The sequence below is a fragment of the Telluria antibiotica genome (assembly GCF_011682055.1).
Classification (GTDB): Bacteria; Pseudomonadota; Gammaproteobacteria; order Burkholderiales; family Burkholderiaceae_D; genus Telluria; species Telluria antibiotica.
Map to the genome: position 1 here is coordinate 308811 of NZ_JAAQOM010000005.1, position 16487 is coordinate 325297.

The window sequence follows — 16487 nt, forward strand, 5'->3', positions numbered from 1 at the left end:
ACCCAAACACAGGGATCATCAAATGCGCCAAGACAAATTGACGACCAAGCTCCAGGAAGCGCTCGCCGATGCGCAAAGCCTGGCCGTCGGCAACGACAACCAATACATCGAACCCGTTCACCTGCTCGCCGCGCTGCTGGGCCAGAGCGATGGCGGCGCGCGCTCGCTGTTGCAACGCGCCGGCGTCAACGTGGGCAGCCTGCAGACGGCGCTGCGCTCCGCGTTCGACCGCCTGCCGAAAGTGTCCGGCACGGGCGGCGACGTGCAGGTCGGGCGCGAGCTCGTGTCGCTGCTGAACCTGGCCGACCGCGAATCGCAGCGGCGCGGCGACCAGTTCCTGTCGAGCGAGATGGTGCTGCTGGCCTTTACGGAAGACAAGTCTGAAGCGGGCCGTCTCGCACGCGAGAACGGACTCGCGCGCAAGGCGCTCGAATCCGCGATCTCCGCAGTGCGCGGCGGCGAATCCGTGAATTCGCAGGACGCGGAGGGCCAGCGTGAAGCCCTCAAGAAATATACGCTCGACCTGACGGAGCGGGCCCGCAGCGGCAAGCTCGACCCCGTGATCGGCCGCGACGACGAAATCCGCCGCGCCATCCAGGTATTGCAGCGCCGCACCAAGAACAACCCCGTGCTGATCGGCGAACCCGGCGTCGGCAAGACGGCGATCGTGGAGGGGCTGGCACAGCGCATCGTCAACGGCGAAGTGCCCGATTCGCTGAAGGGCAAGCGCGTGCTGTCGCTCGACATGGCGGCGCTGCTGGCCGGTGCCAAGTTCCGCGGTGAGTTCGAGGAACGCCTGAAGGCCGTGCTGAAGGAACTCGCGCATGACGAGGGCATGACGATCGTCTTCATCGACGAGATCCACACGATGGTCGGCGCCGGCAAGGCCGAAGGCGCGATGGACGCGGGCAATATGCTCAAGCCCGCACTCGCGCGCGGCGAGCTGCACTGCATCGGCGCGACCACCCTCGACGAGTACCGCAAATACGTCGAGAAGGATGCCGCGCTGGAGCGCCGCTTCCAGAAGATCATCGTCGACGAGCCGAGCGTGGAGGCGACCATCGCCATCCTGCGCGGCCTGCAGGAAAAGTACGAGCTGCACCACAAGGTCGAGATCACGGACCCGGCCATCATCGCCGCGGCCGAGCTGTCGCACCGTTATATTACTGACCGCTTCCTGCCCGACAAGGCCATCGACCTGATCGACGAGGCCGCGTCGAAGATCAAGATCGAGATCGACTCGAAGCCGGAAGTGATGGACAAGCTCGACCGCCGCCTGATCCAGCTGAAGATCGAGCGCGAAGCCGTCAAGAAGGAAACCGACGAAGCGTCGCAGCGCCGGCTGGAACTCATCAACGACGAGATCGCCCGGCTGGAGCGCGAGTACGCCGACTACGAGGAAATCCTCAAGTCCGAGAAGGCGGCCGTGCAGGGCACGACGCACATCAAGGAAGAGATCGAGCGCATCCGCCTGCAGATGGACGAAGCGAAGCGCCAGAGCAATTGGCAGAAGGTATCGGAGCTGCAGTATGGCCGCCTGCCCGAGCTGGAAAAGCAGTTGAAGGATGCGGAAGCTGCGGGCGAGCAGCCTGAAGACGCGAATGGCAAACCGCGGCTGCTGCGTACGCAAGTGGGTGCCGAGGAAATCGCGGAAGTCGTGTCGCGCGCGACCGGCATCCCTGTCGCCCGCATGATGCAGGGCGAACGCGACAAGCTGCTGCACATCGAAGAGAAGCTGCACGAGCGCGTCGTGGGGCAGGACGAGGCGATCGAGGCCGTGTCGGATGCGATCCGCCGCTCGCGTGCGGGTCTGGCCGATCCGAATCGTCCGTACGGCTCGTTCATGTTCCTGGGCCCGACGGGCGTGGGCAAGACGGAGCTGTGCAAGGCGCTGGCGAACTTCCTGTTCGACACGGAAGACGCGCTGATCCGTATCGACATGAGCGAGTTCATGGAGAAGCATTCCGTGGCCCGCCTGATCGGCGCGCCGCCGGGCTATGTCGGCTACGAGGAGGGCGGCTACCTGACGGAAGCCGTGCGCCGCAAGCCGTACAGCGTGATCCTGCTGGACGAGATCGAGAAGGCGCATCCGGACGTGTTCAACGTCCTGCTGCAGGTCCTCGACGACGGCCGCATGACGGATGGCCAGGGCCGCACGGTGGATTTCAAGAACACGGTGATCGTGATGACGTCGAACCTGGGTTCGCACAAGATCCAGTCGATGGACAGCGACGATCCGGCCGTGGTGAAGCTCGCGGTGATGGCCGAGGTGCGCGGACATTTCCGCCCCGAGTTCATCAACCGGATCGACGAGATCGTCGTGTTCCACGCGCTCGACGAGAAGAACATCGGCGCGATCGCGAAGATCCAGCTGAAGAACCTGGAGCAGCGTCTCGAAAAGATGGAAATGGCGCTCGACATCAGCGACGAGGCCTTGCAGAAGATCGCGGAAGCCGGGTTCGATCCCGTGTATGGCGCGCGCCCGCTCAAGCGCGCGATCCAGCAGCAGATCGAGAATCCGCTGTCGAAGGAAATCCTGTCCGGCCGGTTCGGCCCGAAGGATACGATCCACGTCGCAGTGCGCGGCGGACAGCTGGTGTTCGGCGAGGAGCCGGCCGTCGAGCTGGCCAAGTAAATCTGTGGTGGAAAGAGAAACACCCTGTCGGCATGCGCCGGCAGGGCGTTTTTTTTGCGCCGTCCGGCGCGATCGTCAGCGTCCGCCGCGGCGGCGCAGCGTGACGCCCATCAGGCCGAGGCCGCCCAGCAGCAGGGCGATGCTACGCGGTTCCGGGACGTTCGCCGATCCGGCGTCGCCGCCGGCCGGGGTGTCGTCGGGGACGTCGGCGACCGGGACCGTGGTGGGCAGGTCTGGCGTGGGCGGCAAGACGGGCGGGTCGCCTGCCGTCTTGACCGGCGACGGCGGCAGCGTCTGCGACAGCAGCGAGCCCACCTTGCGGCCTTGCGCGTCGACGAATTCGACTTTCACATGCGGGTCCACCGGCGTGACGGCAGCGCCATCGAACGTGAACTTGAACACCATGTCGTCGGCCAGCGCGATCTGCTGGCCGTAGAAGCACATGCGGCTGCCGGCGGCGCCGTTGCTCGTGCCCGAGCAGCCGGACGCTTTCAGTTCGGACGTCGACAGCTTCCAGGCGCCCGTGCCGCCGGGCGCGCTGCCGACGCTCACGCTGCTGTACGTGCCGACGCCCTTGATCGCCAGCGCGGCCAGCCCCGTCGCGTCGCTCCAGCCGCCGCTGCGGTTCGCGGCGTCGATTTCCAGCGTGAGCACGTTGCTGTTCCAGTTCGACGTGAACGTCACGCCGTCGAGGGTCAGTACGCCGGCCTGGGCCGTCATGGTCGTCGCACCCAGCAGGGCAGCCAGTGCGGTCATGCGGAATGTCATCGTCATTGGGTCTCTTTCAGGTTGCCGGCTTGCCGGACTGCGCCGGGTCTAAGTTGCCTGTGTGAATTTGTCTTACTGTCTTTACAGAGTGATTGTCGGTCAAAATAATGCTTTTCGTCAATTTATAGTGATATTTAGCAACAAAAAGTGTTGTTTAGCTAACGAGTGGCGCTGAATTCTGGGTGTGAACGATCGAATTCCACATGGTGAAAAGCGGGTTACAGATGTGAAAAGCGCAGCAGCGTGCCGTACCCGACGATTTCCATTCTGAGAAACCTGTTCTCGTATCATGAAAAATAAATCGTAGTATGTTGATTTAAAAGAGAATAAAAAGCGTCATATGTCTTATATAAGACTATTGGTGCTGCGCACAACCGGCGCTATCATTGTTTCCAACGGAATCACTGTCCAACCTCGTTTCACATCGGGAGAACGCCATGGCAACTCGTGAACAGCAAATCGCCGCCCTGCAACAGGATTGGGAGACCAACCCGCGCTGGAAAGGTATCGTCCGCAATTACACGGCGGAGGATGTCGTACGGCTGCGAGGGTCCGTGCAGATCGAACATACGCTCGCCCGCCGCGGCGCCGAGAAGCTGTGGAACCTGATCAACGAGGAACCGTACGTGAACGCGCTGGGCGCGCTGACGGGCAACCAGGCCATGCAACAGGTCAAGGCCGGCCTGAAAGCGATCTACCTGTCGGGCTGGCAGGTCGCGGGCGACGCGAACCTGGCCGGCGAGATGTATCCGGACCAGTCGCTGTACCCGGCCAACTCGGTACCCATGGTTGTCAAGCGCATCAACAACACGTTCCAGCGCGCGGACCAGATCCAGTGGTCCGAAGGCAAGGACGGCGTCGATTACTTCGCGCCGATCGTCGCAGATGCGGAAGCCGGATTCGGCGGCGTGCTGAACGCGTTCGAACTCATGAAGTCCATGATCGAAGCGGGCGCCGCCGGCGTGCACTTCGAAGACCAGCTGGCGTCCGTCAAGAAGTGCGGCCACATGGGCGGCAAGGTGCTCGTGCCGACGCGCGAGGCCGTCGAGAAGCTGACGGCGGCCCGCCTGGCGGCCGACGTGATGGGCGCGCCGACGATCCTCGTGGCTCGCACGGACGCCGAGGCGGCCGACCTGCTGACGGCCGACGTCGACGCGAACGACAAGCCGTTCTGCACGGGCGAGCGTACGGTCGAGGGCTTTTTCCGCGTCAAGCCGGGCGTCGACCAGGCCATCGCGCGCGGCCTCGCATATGCCCCGTACGCCGACCTCGTGTGGTGCGAGACGGGCAAGCCCGACCTGGAGTTCGCCAAGCGCTTCGCGGACGCCATCCACGACAAATTCCCCGGCAAGATGCTCGCGTATAACTGCTCGCCATCTTTCAACTGGAAGAAGAACCTGGACGACGCCACGATCGCCAAGTTCCAGAAAGAGCTGGGCGCCATGGGCTACAAATTCCAGTTCATCACCCTGGCCGGCTTCCACGCTTTGAACTACAGCATGTTCAACCTGGCGCACGGCTATGCGCGCCGCGGCATGTCGGCCTTCGTCGAGTTGCAGGAGGCGGAATTCTCCGCGGCCGACAAGGGTTTCACGGCCGTCAAGCACCAGCGCGAAGTGGGCACCGGCTATTTCGACGCGGTGACGCAGACGATCCAGCAGCACCAGAGCTCGACGACGGCGCTGCACGGCTCGACGGAGGACGAACAGTTCTTCGACGAAAAGAAAGTCGCTTGACCCGGTATAGATTCCTCCACCGTCCTCGGATGGTCAGCCGCAGTGGTCACAAGCCGCTGCGGCTTTTTTGTGCGTAATCAATTCGGGGTCAGAGCATCGCTTCGGGGTCAGAGCGCCAACGGAATCAATTTTTTGGACGCAAAAAACTCGCTCGTGCCATGCGCGGCGCGCCGGCATCCGCCTTGGGAAAGCGTGGCGACCGACATGGAAGCTGGCTGCAGGAACTTGTATGAAGAAGGGCTCTGACCCCGAAACGTGGTGATAAATGCTCTGACCCCGAATTTTCCAGTGGCCACAGGCTGCTGCGGCTTTTCATTTCCCACCATTGTTGGGCCGGCGGCGTATCTGGTGGATAATGACGGTCGGCCCGCGCGCGCGTTCGCAGCACGGGCACCGCCTCAATCAGATTGGAATCTCTATGTTCAGCTACCGCCACGCCTTCCACGCGGGTAACCATGCCGATGTCCTGAAGCACTTTATTCAGGTTCAGTTGCACAAATACATGAACCAGAAAGACACGGCCTACACGTATATCGACACCCATGCGGGTGCCGGCGTGTACGCGCTCGACAGCGCGCAGGCGGTCAAGAGCGGCGAATACATCGACGGCATCGCGCGCCTGTGGGACCGCGACGATTTGCCGCCGGCGCTGGCGGACTATGTGGGCCTCGTGCGCACGTTGAACCCGAGCGGCAAGCTGCGCTTGTATCCCGGCTCGCCGTGGGTGGCCGATGCCGAGGCGCGGCTGGAAGACCGCCTGCGCCTGTTCGAACTGCATCCGGCCGACATCAAGTTGCTCGCGGAGAATGTCCGCAAGCTGGAGGCGCACCATGCGGAGCAGGGCGAGCGGGCGCGAGGGCGCCGCATCCTCGTCGAGCGCGCGGACGGGTTTCACGGGCTGAAGGCGCTGCTGCCGCCGCCGTCGCGGCGCGCGCTGGTGCTCATCGATCCGCCGTACGAAGTCAAGCTCGACTACAAGCACGTGCGCGACGCGCTCGAGGAAGCGCTGAAGCGTTTCCCCGCCGGCATGTACGCCGTCTGGTATCCGGTATTGCAACGCATGGAGTCGCGCCAGTTCGCCGACCGCCTGAAGCGCCTGCCCGCGAAGGAATGGCTGCACGTGACGTTGAGCGTGGCAGGCCCGCGCGCCGACGGCAACGGGCTGCACAGCAGCGGCATGTTAATCCTGAACCCGCCGTACACGCTGGAAGCGACGTTGCGCGAAACGATGCCTTACCTCGTGCAAGTGCTTGGCCAGGATGCCGGCGCCACGTTCCGTATCGAAAAAGGCACGCAGGTGACGGGTGCCGTCGCGCGCGAAGGCGTCGCCGGTACGCCGCGCCAGCCGGTGGGCAATGCGCGCCGCGCGAGTCCGCTGTCGGGTGGGGGCAGTCTGCGCCTGCCGGGGCAGGCGTATGGCGACGGTCCGCGCGCGCGCGGCGAAGGCGAGCAGGGCCGCACGCCGGGCGGTGCCGCGGGACGCGGCCCCCGTACGCCCGCGGCAGGCGAGCGCGATGGCGCCGCGGCCCAGGGCGAACGCAAGGCGGCACCGCGCAATCCGGGATCGGGCGCCCGCACGCAGTCGCGCAAGACCGGTCCGAACGCCGCCACGGCGCCCCGTGCACCGTTCAAGCGTAACGGTTCGGGCCGATCCTGATCCTTTTCGCATAAAACATTTCCCAAAAGCACAACTGTTGCCGAAACGTTTTGATACGATGTCGAAATGTAAAGACTGCTCGTCTGTAGTATAGTCGCACCGGTAGTCCGGTCAGACCGGTTCCGGTGCGCATGGTGCGTGCCGCGCGTTCCAGGAGTTTTTCATGCAAGCGGTAGCACCGGCAGTCGCGTCCACGCCGTCCGACGAGTTCTTTCTGGCGCGCCAGCCCATTCTCGGCCGTGACCAGAAACTGGTGGCGTTCGAGTTGCTGTTCCGCGCCGCGGCCGAGCACGAGGACGCCCAGCTGACAGATTATGCCGCCGCCACCGCCGCCGTGATCTCCCATGCGTCGCAGCTGGGCATGAAGCAGGTGGTGGGTGAGCAGACTGCTTTCGTCAATGTCGACGAGGTCGTCTTGATGAGCGATTTCGTCCGCTTCCTGCCTCCCGATCAAGTGATCCTGGAAATCCTGGAAACCGTCTGCCCGACGCCGGCGCTGCTGGCGCGTATCCGGGAATTGAAAGAGCTCGGATTCAAGTTCGCGCTCGACGACGTCATCGGCCATTCGGAGCAGGTCAGCAAGCTGCGCAACCTCGTCGACGTCATCAAGATCGACCTGCAGGGCGTGGGCCGCGACGAGCTCGCCGACCTCGTGCGCACCTTGCGCGGGCCGCACCAGAAGCTGCTGGCGGAAAAGGTCGAGACGGTCGAGGAATTCCAGCTGTGCCTGGAACTCGGTTTCGAATTTTTCCAGGGCTATTATTTCGCCCGCCCCGCGATCCTGTCGGGCAGGAAGATCACGCCGTCCGAGCTCGTGCTGCTGCGCCTGCTGGACCTGATCCATGCGCATGCGGACAACGAGGCGATCGAAGCGGCGGTCAAGCGCGACGCGCTGCTGAGCCTGAATCTGCTGCGCCTCGTGAACGGCCACCTGGAGGGCACGGGTGCGCCACGCGTGGAATCGATCTCGCAGGCGCTGGCCCAGCTTGGCCGCAGCCAGTTGCAGCGCTGGGTGCAGATCCTGCTGTACAGCGGCCCCGAGGGCCACGTCGAACTGAATTCGCCGCTGCTGCAGATGGCGACGACACGCGGCCGCTTGCTGGAGCTGATGACCCTGACCTTGCGCCCGGGCGACGTGGCCGCCGCTGACACGGCGTTCACCGTCGGCATCATGTCGCTGATGGATGCGCTGTTCGGCGTGCCGATGCGCGAGATCCTGGACAAGGTCGACATATCGCGCGACGTGCGCGCCGCGCTGCTGGAGCGCGACGGCGACTACGGCGCCATGCTGAGCATCGCGGAATCGCTGGAACACGCAGGCCCGGGCCGCGACCTGGGCGCCGCGCTGGGCCGGCTGCGCCTGTCCGTCAAGCAGGTGCGCGACATCGAACTGGCCGCGTTCGGCTGGGTGCGCGACCTGGGCGCCGAGGTGCATTGAGCGCCCGAAGGGCACTTACTACTTACTGCGCCAGGAACAGGAACACGGTCGGTTTCTTGTGGAAGTCGGGCGCCTTGCCGGCAGCCAGTTGCGCCTTCCATTTGGCCGCGGTCTGCGTGCGCACGGTTTCCGTCGCCAGCGACAAATCCGTCGCGACGCAGATCAGGGTATGCGGCTGGCAGCTCGCCACGAGCGCTTCCAGCATCGCGCCGTTGCGATACGGCGTTTCGATCAGCAACTGCGTCTGTTTTTCGCTGCGCGCACGCTGTTCCAGTTGCTGGATGCGCTTCGTGCGCTGGGCGGCGTCCGTCGGCAGATAGCCGTTGAACGCGAAGCTCTGGCCGTTCAGCCCGCTCGCCATGACCGCGAGCAGCAGCGACGACGGGCCCACGAGCGGGCGCACCGGGACGTCGTGCTGGTGTGCCAACCGGACGAGGTCGGCGCCCGGGTCCGCGACGGCCGGCACGCCCGCTTCCGACACGAGCCCCGCGTCCTGGCCTTCGAGCAGCGGCGCCAGCAGGGCGGCCAGTGCCTGCGGCGGCGTGTTCACATTGAGTTCCGCGATGCGGATTTCCTGCAGCGGGCGCGCGAGCGGATGGTCGATGGCGACCAGTTTCAGGAAGGCGCGCGCCGTCTTGGCGTTCTCGGCCACGAAATAATCGAGCTTGCTGGCGATGTCCTGCACCTGTTCGGGCAGGACGTGGGACAGCGCGTGCGGCGCCGCTTCCGTCGGGCCGAGGGTGTTCGGAATGAGGTAGAGCGTACCGGGCATCGTAGTGATTTAATTATTGTTGGCGGCTGAAAAACGGCATGCCGGCACGGCGCAGCATGCCCGTGAGGGCGATCAGCGGCAGGCCCGTGAGGGCGGTCGGGTCGCTGCTCTCGATGCGTTCGAGCAGGGCGATCCCGAGTCCCTCGTTCTTGGCGCTGCCCGCGCAGTCGTAGGGCTGTTCGATGCGCAGATAGGCGTCCAGTTCGGCATCGGGCAGGTCGCGGAACGTCACGAACACCTGGACGTTCTCCACCTGCGCGGCCTCATCCGCGGACAGGCGGCCGTCCCACAGGCACAGCGCGGTATGGAACACGACGCGGCGGCCCCGCATCATCTGCAACTGGGCGAGGGCGCGGGCGTGATCGCCGGGCTTGCCGATCTGGATGCCGTCCAGCGTGGCGACCTGGTCCGAGCCGATCACGAGCGCGCCGGGGTGTGCGCGGGCGACGGCCGCGGCCTTCTCGCGCGCCAGCCGCAGCGCCGTCGCTTCCGGTGCCTCGCCAGCATGCGGGGTCTCGTCGATATCGGGAGAGACGGCCTCGAACGGCAGCTGCAGGCGCTGCAGCAGCTCGCGCCGGTAGGCGGAACTGGAGGCCAGGATGAGGCGCGGAAGGGCTCGGTTGGACATCGATTTTCGTAAATAAAACAGGAGGATAGCGCTTTTCGACGAAGTCTTTGACGACGCGGGGCTAAGCCTGCTATTATCGCAGGTTTTCCGGGGATGTTTTTCCAAATGAGCGCTTTTGTCATCGACGCTTTTGAATTTTGTCGGAACAACGGCCATCGTGAAGGCGTCACGCCGGTGGCGGACATGCCCCGTCTGGCAGCCGATTGCGCCGACAAGTCCGGCGAGATCGCCTGGTCCATCGACGGTGGCCAAACGCGGCAGGGGTATCCGATGCTGACGTTGTCCGTCTCCGGAACCGTCCAGCTGGTTTGCCAGCGCTGCCTGACCCCGTTCGGCTACGAGATCGATTCGTCGACCGTGCTGGTGCTGGGCAAGGATGACGTGGAAGCGGACGAGATCGAGGAAATCCTCGACGACGAGAGCATCGACGTGATCGTCGGCAGCCACACCTGCGACATCCGCGACTTGCTGGAAGATGAAGCCCTGCTGGCCCTGCCGCAGGCACCGAAACACGAGGTGTGCCCCGATACCAAGCTGCTGGACACGGTCAAGTCCGAGAAGGTATCGCCGTTTGCGGCATTGAAGAACCTCAAATCTGAATAAAAGAATTGCGGCGGGTGCGTCCTCCGGGTAGCATTCGCAGCGTCAAAACGTGTCAAACGCGTGCAGCTCGAGTATTGAGTCATCGTTGTAAGGCAGCGTTAAGCATGTCGGCAATGGCCTTCCCATGGGTATTGCCGCTGGGATACTCGATGCGCATGTATTTGCAAGTCGAATGTGTTAGAATTTTAGAACTTAAGTTTAGGAGTCATCATGGCAGTTCAACAGAATAAGAAGTCCCCGTCGAAGCGCGGCATGCACCGTTCGCACGATTTCCTGACGGCCCCGAACCTGGCAGTCGAGCCGACCACCGGCGAAACGCACCTGCGTCACCACATCAGCCCGAACGGTTTCTACCGTGGCCGTAAAGTGCTCAAGACCAAGAACGACGAGTAATCGACGTCTTGCTGTTTTGTTCGATGAAAGCGGTGCAACGTATGACGAATGCGTGGCGCCGCTTTTTCATTCGCGGTACCCGTGTCGCCGGTCGCAACCGGAGCTGGCACACCGTCATTTTCCATCCCGCTGACTCGGCCCGCATTGCATCCGTCCTTGCATCCCGCCGAGAACATGCAACTGCCGGCCGACCTTGAGCCCGCGGTCCATCCCGACAAATGACAATCAAAATTTCCATCGACTGCATGGGCGGCGACCACGGCCCCGCCGTGACCATCCCGGCAGCCCTCGCTTTCCTCAAGCGCGAACCCGATGCCGAACTGATCCTCGTTGGCCAGGAAGAGCAAGTCCGCGCTGAACTCAAGAAACATCATGCGGGCGACCAGCCGCGCCTCACCGTCCGCCATGCGTCCGAAGTGGTCGCCATGGACGACCCCGTCGAAGTCGCCCTGCGCCGCAAGAAAGATTCGTCGATGCGCGTGGCGATCGAGCTCGTCAAGGACGGCAGCGCCGACGTCTGCGTCTCCGCCGGCAATACGGGCGCGTTGATGGCGATCTCGCGCTACGTGCTGAAGACGATGGCCGACGTCGACCGTCCGGCCATCTGCTCGATCCTGCCGAACCAGAAGGGCGGCCCGACCTATATGCTGGACCTGGGCGCCAACGTCGATTGCGAGCCCCATCACCTGCACCAGTTCGCCATCATGGGCGCCGTGCTGTTCGAGGCGATGGAGCACCGCCGTCCCAGCATCGGCCTGCTCAATGTGGGCACGGAAGAGATCAAGGGCAACGAAGTGGTCAAGGCCACCGCACCCCTGCTGCGGGCCGACCACGAACGCGGCGTGCTGAATTTCTACGGCAACGTCGAAGGCAACGACATCTTCAAGGGCACCGTCGACGTCGTCGTGTGCGACGGTTTCGTCGGCAACGTCACGTTGAAGGCGATCGAGGGGCTGTCCCGCTTCTTCAAGACGACGTTCATGGAAAGCACCATGTCGAAGCTGGGCGCGCTGCTGGCACGCAAGTCGCTGAAGAAGCTGAACCCCGAAAGCTACAACGGCGCCGGCCTGCTGGGCCTGAAAGGCCTCGTGTTCAAGAGCCACGGCGGCGCCAGTGCCTACGCCTACGAGTGGGCAATTCGACGCGCTTTTGACGCGGCGAAATATAATGTGCAAGCGCAACTCTCGACCTTGATCGCCGAAATGTTGCCGCAAACGCCCGACGCAGGGGCGCCTGGGTCAACCATTCAGCAGGGTTAGTAATGACTTACAGCAAAATTATCGGCACCGGCAGCTATCTGCCTGCTCAGCGCGTCACCAACGACGACCTGGCGGCCCGCCTTGGCGCCAAGGGCATCGAGACGTCGGACGAGTGGATCACCACCCGCAGCGGCATCACCGCGCGCCATTACGCGGCGCCCGACGAAAACGCGTCGGACCTGGCCGTGTACGCGGCGCGCAATGCGCTCGAAGCGGCCGGCCTCGAGGCGGAGCAGATCGACCTGATCATCGTCGCCACCTCGACGCCCGACTTCTTCGGCAGCTTTCCCAGCACGGCCTGCATCGTCCAGAACAAGCTCGGCATGCGCAACAACAGCGCCGCGTTCGATATGGGAGCCGTGTGCAGCGGCTTCGTCTATGCACTGTCGACGGCCGACGCGTTCATCAAGGCGGGCCACGCGAAGAACGTGCTCGTGATCGGCACGGAAGTGTTTTCGCGCATCCTCGACTTCGATGACCGCACCACCTGCGTGCTGTTCGGCGACGGCGCCGGCGCCGTCGTGCTGTCGGCCACCGAAGAGCCGGGCGTGCTGGCCATCAAGCTGCATGCGGACGGCAGCTACGGCGACATCCTGTGCGGCCCCTCGAATCCGGGAAACGCGTCCGGCAATCGGAAATACCTGTACATGGACGGCCCGGCCGTCTTCAAGCTGGCCGTCACCGTCCTGGAAAAGGTCGCCAACGAAGCGCTGGCGCATGCGCACATGCCCGCAAGCGACATCGACTGGCTGATCCCGCACCAGGCCAACCTGCGCATCATGGCGGGCACGGCGAAGAAGCTGGGCCTGTCGGCCGAGAAGATGGTCGTCACCGTCCACGAACACGGCAATACCTCGGCCGCATCGATCCCGCTGGCGCTCGACATCGCCGTGCGCGACGGCCGCATCAAGCCGGGCCACAACGTCATGATGGAAGGCGTGGGTGGCGGCTTCACGTGGGGCGCCGTCCTGGCGCGCATGTAATAACACGACAACAATACTAAAAGGGGCACGCAAACCGTAGCGAGCGGCGGCAGTTCTGGTCGAGAAGCGCAGCCGTACTTACGGTACGGCGAGCATCGCAGACCAGAAATGCAACGTGCAGTAGGTTTGCGGGCACCCCCAGCCACAGGAGCACTTGATGAGTAAATTCGCATTTGTCTTTACGGGCCAGGGCGCGCAAGCCGTCGGCATGCTGAACGGCTTCGCCGGCAACCCGGTCGTCGACCAGACGGTCGCCGAAGCGTCGGAGGCGCTGGGCCAGGACCTCGGCAAGCTGATCGCCGAAGGCCCGAAGGAAGACCTCGACCTGACCACCAACACGCAGCCGGTGATGCTGACGGCCGCCGTCGCCGTGTACCGCGCGTGGATCGCCGCGGGCGGCCCGAAGCCAGCCGTCGTCGCGGGCCACAGCCTCGGCGAATACTCGGCGCTCGTCGCCGCCGGCGTGATCGACTTCAAGGATGCAGTGCCGCTCGTGCGCTTCCGCGCCCAGTCCATGCAGGACGCCGTGCCGGTCGGGCAGGGCGGCATGGCCGTCATTCTCGGCCTGTCGGCCGATGACGTCCGCGCCGTGTGCGCCGAAGCCGAGAATGGAGGAAATGCGGGCGAAGTGGTGGAAGCCGTCAACTTCAACGAGCCGACGCAGATCGTGATCGCGGGCCACACGGCCGCCGTCGAGCGCGCCTGCGACATCGCCAAGGCCAAGGGCGCCAAGCGCGCCATGAAACTGGCCGTGTCGGCGCCGTTCCACTCGTCGCTGCTGAAGCCCGCGTCGGACCGCCTGCGCGACTATATGGCGAACCTGAACTTCGCCGCACCGCAGATCGACTTGATCAACAACGTCGACGTGGCTATCCTGAACGATCCGGCTGCGATCAAGGATGCGCTCGTGCGCCAGGCGGCCGGCCCAGTGCGCTGGGTCGAGACCATGCAGAAGATGGCCGCCGATGGCGTGACGCAGGTCATCGAATGCGCCCCGAGCAAGACCCTGATCGGCATGGCCAAGCGGATCGACCCGGTGCTGGTGGGCGAAGCACTGGTCGACCAGGCCGCACTGGAACGCGTGCTCGCCGCCATCAAGGGCTGAGCGCGCAATATCCCCCGTTTAAGAAGAAGAGGACTCAATGAATCTGCAAAACCAAGTCGCCCTCGTCACCGGTGCCTCGCGCGGCATCGGCAAGGCCATCGCACTCGAACTGGCCCGCCAGGGCGCCAAAGTGGTCGGCACCGCGACCACGCCCGCGGGCGCGGAAGCCATCGGCGCCTATCTCGCCGAGTTCGGGGGCAAGGGCGTCGTGCTGAACGTGACGGACGCTGCGCAATGCGCCGCCGTCATCGACGACGTGACGAAGACCGTCGGCACGATCGGCATCCTCGTCAACAATGCCGGCATCACCCAGGATCAATTGGCGATGCGCATGAAGGACGAGGAGTGGGACAATGTGATCGCCACGAACCTCACGGCCGTGGGGCGCCTGTCGCGCGCGGTACTGCGCGGGATGATGAAGGCGAAGCAGGGGCGTATCATCAACATCACGTCCGTCGTGGGCGCGGCCGGCAACCCGGGCCAGATGAATTACGCGGCGGCAAAGGCAGGCGTGGCGGGCATGACGCGCGCCCTGGCGCGCGAGATCGGCAGCCGCAACATCACCGTCAATTGCGTGGCGCCGGGCTTCATCGACACCGACATGACGAAAGCGCTGGGCGAAGGCCAGCACGAGGCGCTCCTGACGCAGATCCCGCTGGGCCGCCTGGGCAAGCCGGAAGACATCGCGCACGCCGTCGCCTTCCTGGCCGGCCCGCAGGCCGACTACATCACGGGCACCGAGCTGCACGTCAACGGCGGCATGTACATGAATTGATGGCCGGGCGTGCCGGCCTGTTTTCGCAGGGTAAGCCCGGCACGTTTTTCGAAGAAATCTCAGCAGTTGGCAGTAGTTTCAGCCGATTTAGCGGCAGACGCTGAAAATAGTTTTACAACGCGCAAAGCCTGATAAAATGCGCGCACTTTCCGCAACACATACCTAATGGAGCCATAACATGTCGGATATCGAACAACGCGTTAAAAAAATCGTCGCTGAGCAACTGGGCGTTGCCGAAGCAGACATCAAAATCGATTCCTCGTTCGTTGACGACCTCGGCGCTGACTCGCTGGACACCGTGGAACTGGTGATGGCCCTGGAAGACGAATTCGAAATGGAAATCCCGGACGAGCAGGCCGAGAAGATCACGACCGTTCGCCAGGCTATCGAGTACGCACAGGCACACGTCAAGGCCTAAGCTTTCAGGATTTCAGGAGAAGCGCTTGAGTTCACGCAACCGCCGTGTCGTCGTCACCGGCCTGGGTTGCATCTCTCCGATCGGCAACACCATTGCCGATGCGTGGGAGGCAGCACTGGCGGGCAAGTCGGGCATTGCCAACATCACCAAGTTTGACGCAACGCCTTTTTCCACCCGCTTCGCGGGCGAGGTGAAGAACTTTAACGTCGAGGATTACCTGCCGGGCAAGGAAGGCCGTCATATGGATACGTTCATCCATTTCGGCATGGCCGCAGGCATCCAGGCGATACAGGATTCGGGCATCGTCGTCACCGACGACAATCGCGATCGTATCGGCGTGCTCGTGGGTTCCGGCATCGGCGGCCTGCCGATGATCGAAGACACGAAGGCGGAGTACGACAGCCGCGGCCCGCGCCGCATCTCGCCGTTCTTCGTCCCGGCGTCGATCATCAACATGATCTCGGGCGACCTGTCGATCAAGTTCGGCCTGCGTGGCCCGAACCTGGCGATCGTGACCGCCTGCACGACCGGCCTGCACTGCATCGGCCAGGCAGCCCGCCTGATCGAATACGGCGACGCCGACGTGATGATCGCCGGCGGTTCGGAATCGACCGTGTCGCCGCTGGGCCTGGGCGGTTTCGCCTCGGCACGCGCGCTGTCGTCGCGCAATGACGACCCGGCAACGGCATCGCGTCCGTGGGACCGCGACCGCGACGGCTTCGTGCTGGGCGAGGGCGCGGGCGTGATGGTGCTCGAGGAATATGAACACGCGAAGGCGCGCGGCGCCAAGATCTATGCGGAAGTCGTCGGCTTCGGCATGAGCGCGGACGCGAACCACATCACGGCCCCGCTCGAGGACGGCAGCGGCGCATCGCGCTGCATGGTCGACGCGATGCGGTACGCCGGCATCAACCCGGATCAGGTGCAGTACGTCAACGCGCACGGCACGTCGACGCCGGTGGGCGACGTCGCGGAAGTGAAGGGCATCAAGCGCACCTTCGGCGACCACGCGAAGAAACTGGTCGTCAACTCGACCAAGTCGATGACGGGCCACCTGCTGGGTGGCGCGGGCGGCCTGGAGTCGGTGTTCACGGTGCTCGCGATCCACAAGCAGGTGTCGCCGCCGACGATCAACATCTTCAACCAGGATCCGGAATGCGACCTGGACTTCTGCGCCAACACGGCGCGGGACATGAAGATCGATTACGCGGTGAAAAACTCCTTCGGCTTCGGCGGCACCAACGGTACGCTGGTCTTCGCGAAGATCTGATCTTCGAATCTTCGCAACGAAGCTGAACTTTCAAGCGCCCATTCCTG

The 16487-nt window shown here is 64.0% G+C and carries 15 protein-coding genes and 1 pseudogene; 12 read left to right on the plus strand and 4 right to left on the minus strand.

Annotated elements, in window-relative coordinates; all coding sequences use genetic code 11:
* The first annotated feature begins 22 nt into the window (after positions 1-22).
* Positions 23-2635, plus strand: a complete 2613-nt coding sequence (gene clpB, locus HAV22_RS10900) for an ATP-dependent chaperone ClpB (protein WP_166859093.1) — start codon at positions 23-25, stop codon at positions 2633-2635.
* A gap of 75 nt (positions 2636-2710) precedes the next feature.
* On the opposite strand, the gene HAV22_RS30815 is transcribed toward clpB, so the two are convergent.
* Positions 2711-3409 carry a PEP-CTERM sorting domain-containing protein gene (locus HAV22_RS30815; protein WP_208296138.1) on the minus strand — a complete coding sequence of 233 codons (699 nt, stop codon included), beginning with the start codon at positions 3407-3409 and terminating at the stop codon, positions 2711-2713.
* Positions 3410-3840: 431 nt separating this feature from the next.
* On the opposite strand from HAV22_RS30815, the gene aceA reads away from it, so the two are divergent.
* On the plus strand, positions 3841-5139 hold the full coding sequence (gene aceA, locus HAV22_RS10910) for an isocitrate lyase (RefSeq protein ID WP_166859094.1): 1299 nt from the start codon (positions 3841-3843) through the stop codon (positions 5137-5139).
* A 124-nt stretch (positions 5140-5263) separates the two neighbouring features.
* Here aceA and HAV22_RS10915 read toward each other — a convergent pair whose 3' ends face one another.
* A complete protein-coding gene (locus tag HAV22_RS10915; protein WP_166858838.1) occupies positions 5264-5635 on the minus strand; it encodes a hypothetical protein in 372 nt (123 codons plus the stop codon).
* Here HAV22_RS10915 and HAV22_RS10920 point away from each other — a divergent pair.
* Positions 5558-6430: pseudogene (locus HAV22_RS10920) on the plus strand (23S rRNA (adenine(2030)-N(6))-methyltransferase RlmJ); the annotation flags it as partial. The gene HAV22_RS10915 and the pseudogene HAV22_RS10920 sit on opposite strands and share 78 nt — an antisense overlap.
* Positions 6431-6959: 529 nt before the next feature.
* On the plus strand, positions 6960-8234 hold the full coding sequence (locus tag HAV22_RS10925) for an EAL and HDOD domain-containing protein (RefSeq protein ID WP_166859096.1): 1275 nt from the start codon (positions 6960-6962) through the stop codon (positions 8232-8234).
* Positions 8235-8256: 22 nt separating this feature from the next.
* Here the strand turns inward: HAV22_RS10925 and HAV22_RS10930 are convergent, their stop codons facing one another.
* Together HAV22_RS10930 and HAV22_RS10935 are read right to left on the minus strand one after the other, a co-directional pair.
* Complete coding sequence (locus tag HAV22_RS10930) at positions 8257-9006, minus strand: SAM-dependent methyltransferase (protein WP_166859097.1); 750 nt, start codon at positions 9004-9006, stop codon at positions 8257-8259.
* A 13-nt stretch (positions 9007-9019) separates the two neighbouring features.
* Positions 9020-9634 (minus strand): Maf-like protein, encoded by a 615-nt coding sequence (locus HAV22_RS10935; protein WP_166859098.1) that lies wholly within the window; start codon positions 9632-9634, stop codon positions 9020-9022.
* A 105-nt stretch (positions 9635-9739) separates the two neighbouring features.
* Between HAV22_RS10935 and HAV22_RS10940 the strand changes: the two genes are divergently transcribed.
* From HAV22_RS10940 to fabF, 8 genes are all read left to right on the plus strand, one after another.
* The gene (locus HAV22_RS10940; RefSeq protein ID WP_166859099.1) at positions 9740-10237 is read left to right on the plus strand and encodes a YceD family protein; all 498 of its coding nucleotides are present in this window, start codon (positions 9740-9742) and stop codon (positions 10235-10237) included.
* 210 nt (positions 10238-10447) lie between these two features.
* The gene (gene rpmF, locus HAV22_RS10945) at positions 10448-10630 is read left to right on the plus strand and encodes a 50S ribosomal protein L32 (RefSeq protein WP_005666806.1); all 183 of its coding nucleotides are present in this window, start codon (positions 10448-10450) and stop codon (positions 10628-10630) included.
* Between the two features lie 218 nt (positions 10631-10848).
* Positions 10849-11889, plus strand: coding sequence for a phosphate acyltransferase PlsX (gene plsX, locus HAV22_RS10950; RefSeq protein ID WP_166859100.1), 1041 nt, complete (start codon positions 10849-10851; stop codon positions 11887-11889).
* 2 nt (positions 11890-11891) lie between these two features.
* Positions 11892-12872: a beta-ketoacyl-ACP synthase III gene (locus tag HAV22_RS10955; RefSeq protein ID WP_166859101.1), complete on the plus strand. Its 981-nt coding sequence runs from the start codon at positions 11892-11894 to the stop codon at positions 12870-12872.
* Positions 12873-13029: 157 nt separating this feature from the next.
* The gene (gene fabD, locus HAV22_RS10960) at positions 13030-13977 is read left to right on the plus strand and encodes an ACP S-malonyltransferase (protein WP_166859102.1); all 948 of its coding nucleotides are present in this window, start codon (positions 13030-13032) and stop codon (positions 13975-13977) included.
* Between the two features lie 37 nt (positions 13978-14014).
* Positions 14015-14752: a 3-oxoacyl-ACP reductase FabG gene (gene fabG, locus HAV22_RS10965; RefSeq protein WP_166859103.1), complete on the plus strand. Its 738-nt coding sequence runs from the start codon at positions 14015-14017 to the stop codon at positions 14750-14752.
* A gap of 178 nt (positions 14753-14930) precedes the next feature.
* Positions 14931-15170: an acyl carrier protein gene (acpP, locus tag HAV22_RS10970; RefSeq protein WP_036168404.1), complete on the plus strand. Its 240-nt coding sequence runs from the start codon at positions 14931-14933 to the stop codon at positions 15168-15170.
* 25 nt (positions 15171-15195) lie between these two features.
* Positions 15196-16440 carry a beta-ketoacyl-ACP synthase II gene (gene fabF / locus HAV22_RS10975; RefSeq protein WP_166859104.1) on the plus strand — a complete coding sequence of 415 codons (1245 nt, stop codon included), beginning with the start codon at positions 15196-15198 and terminating at the stop codon, positions 16438-16440.
* Positions 16441-16487 lie beyond the last annotated feature (47 nt).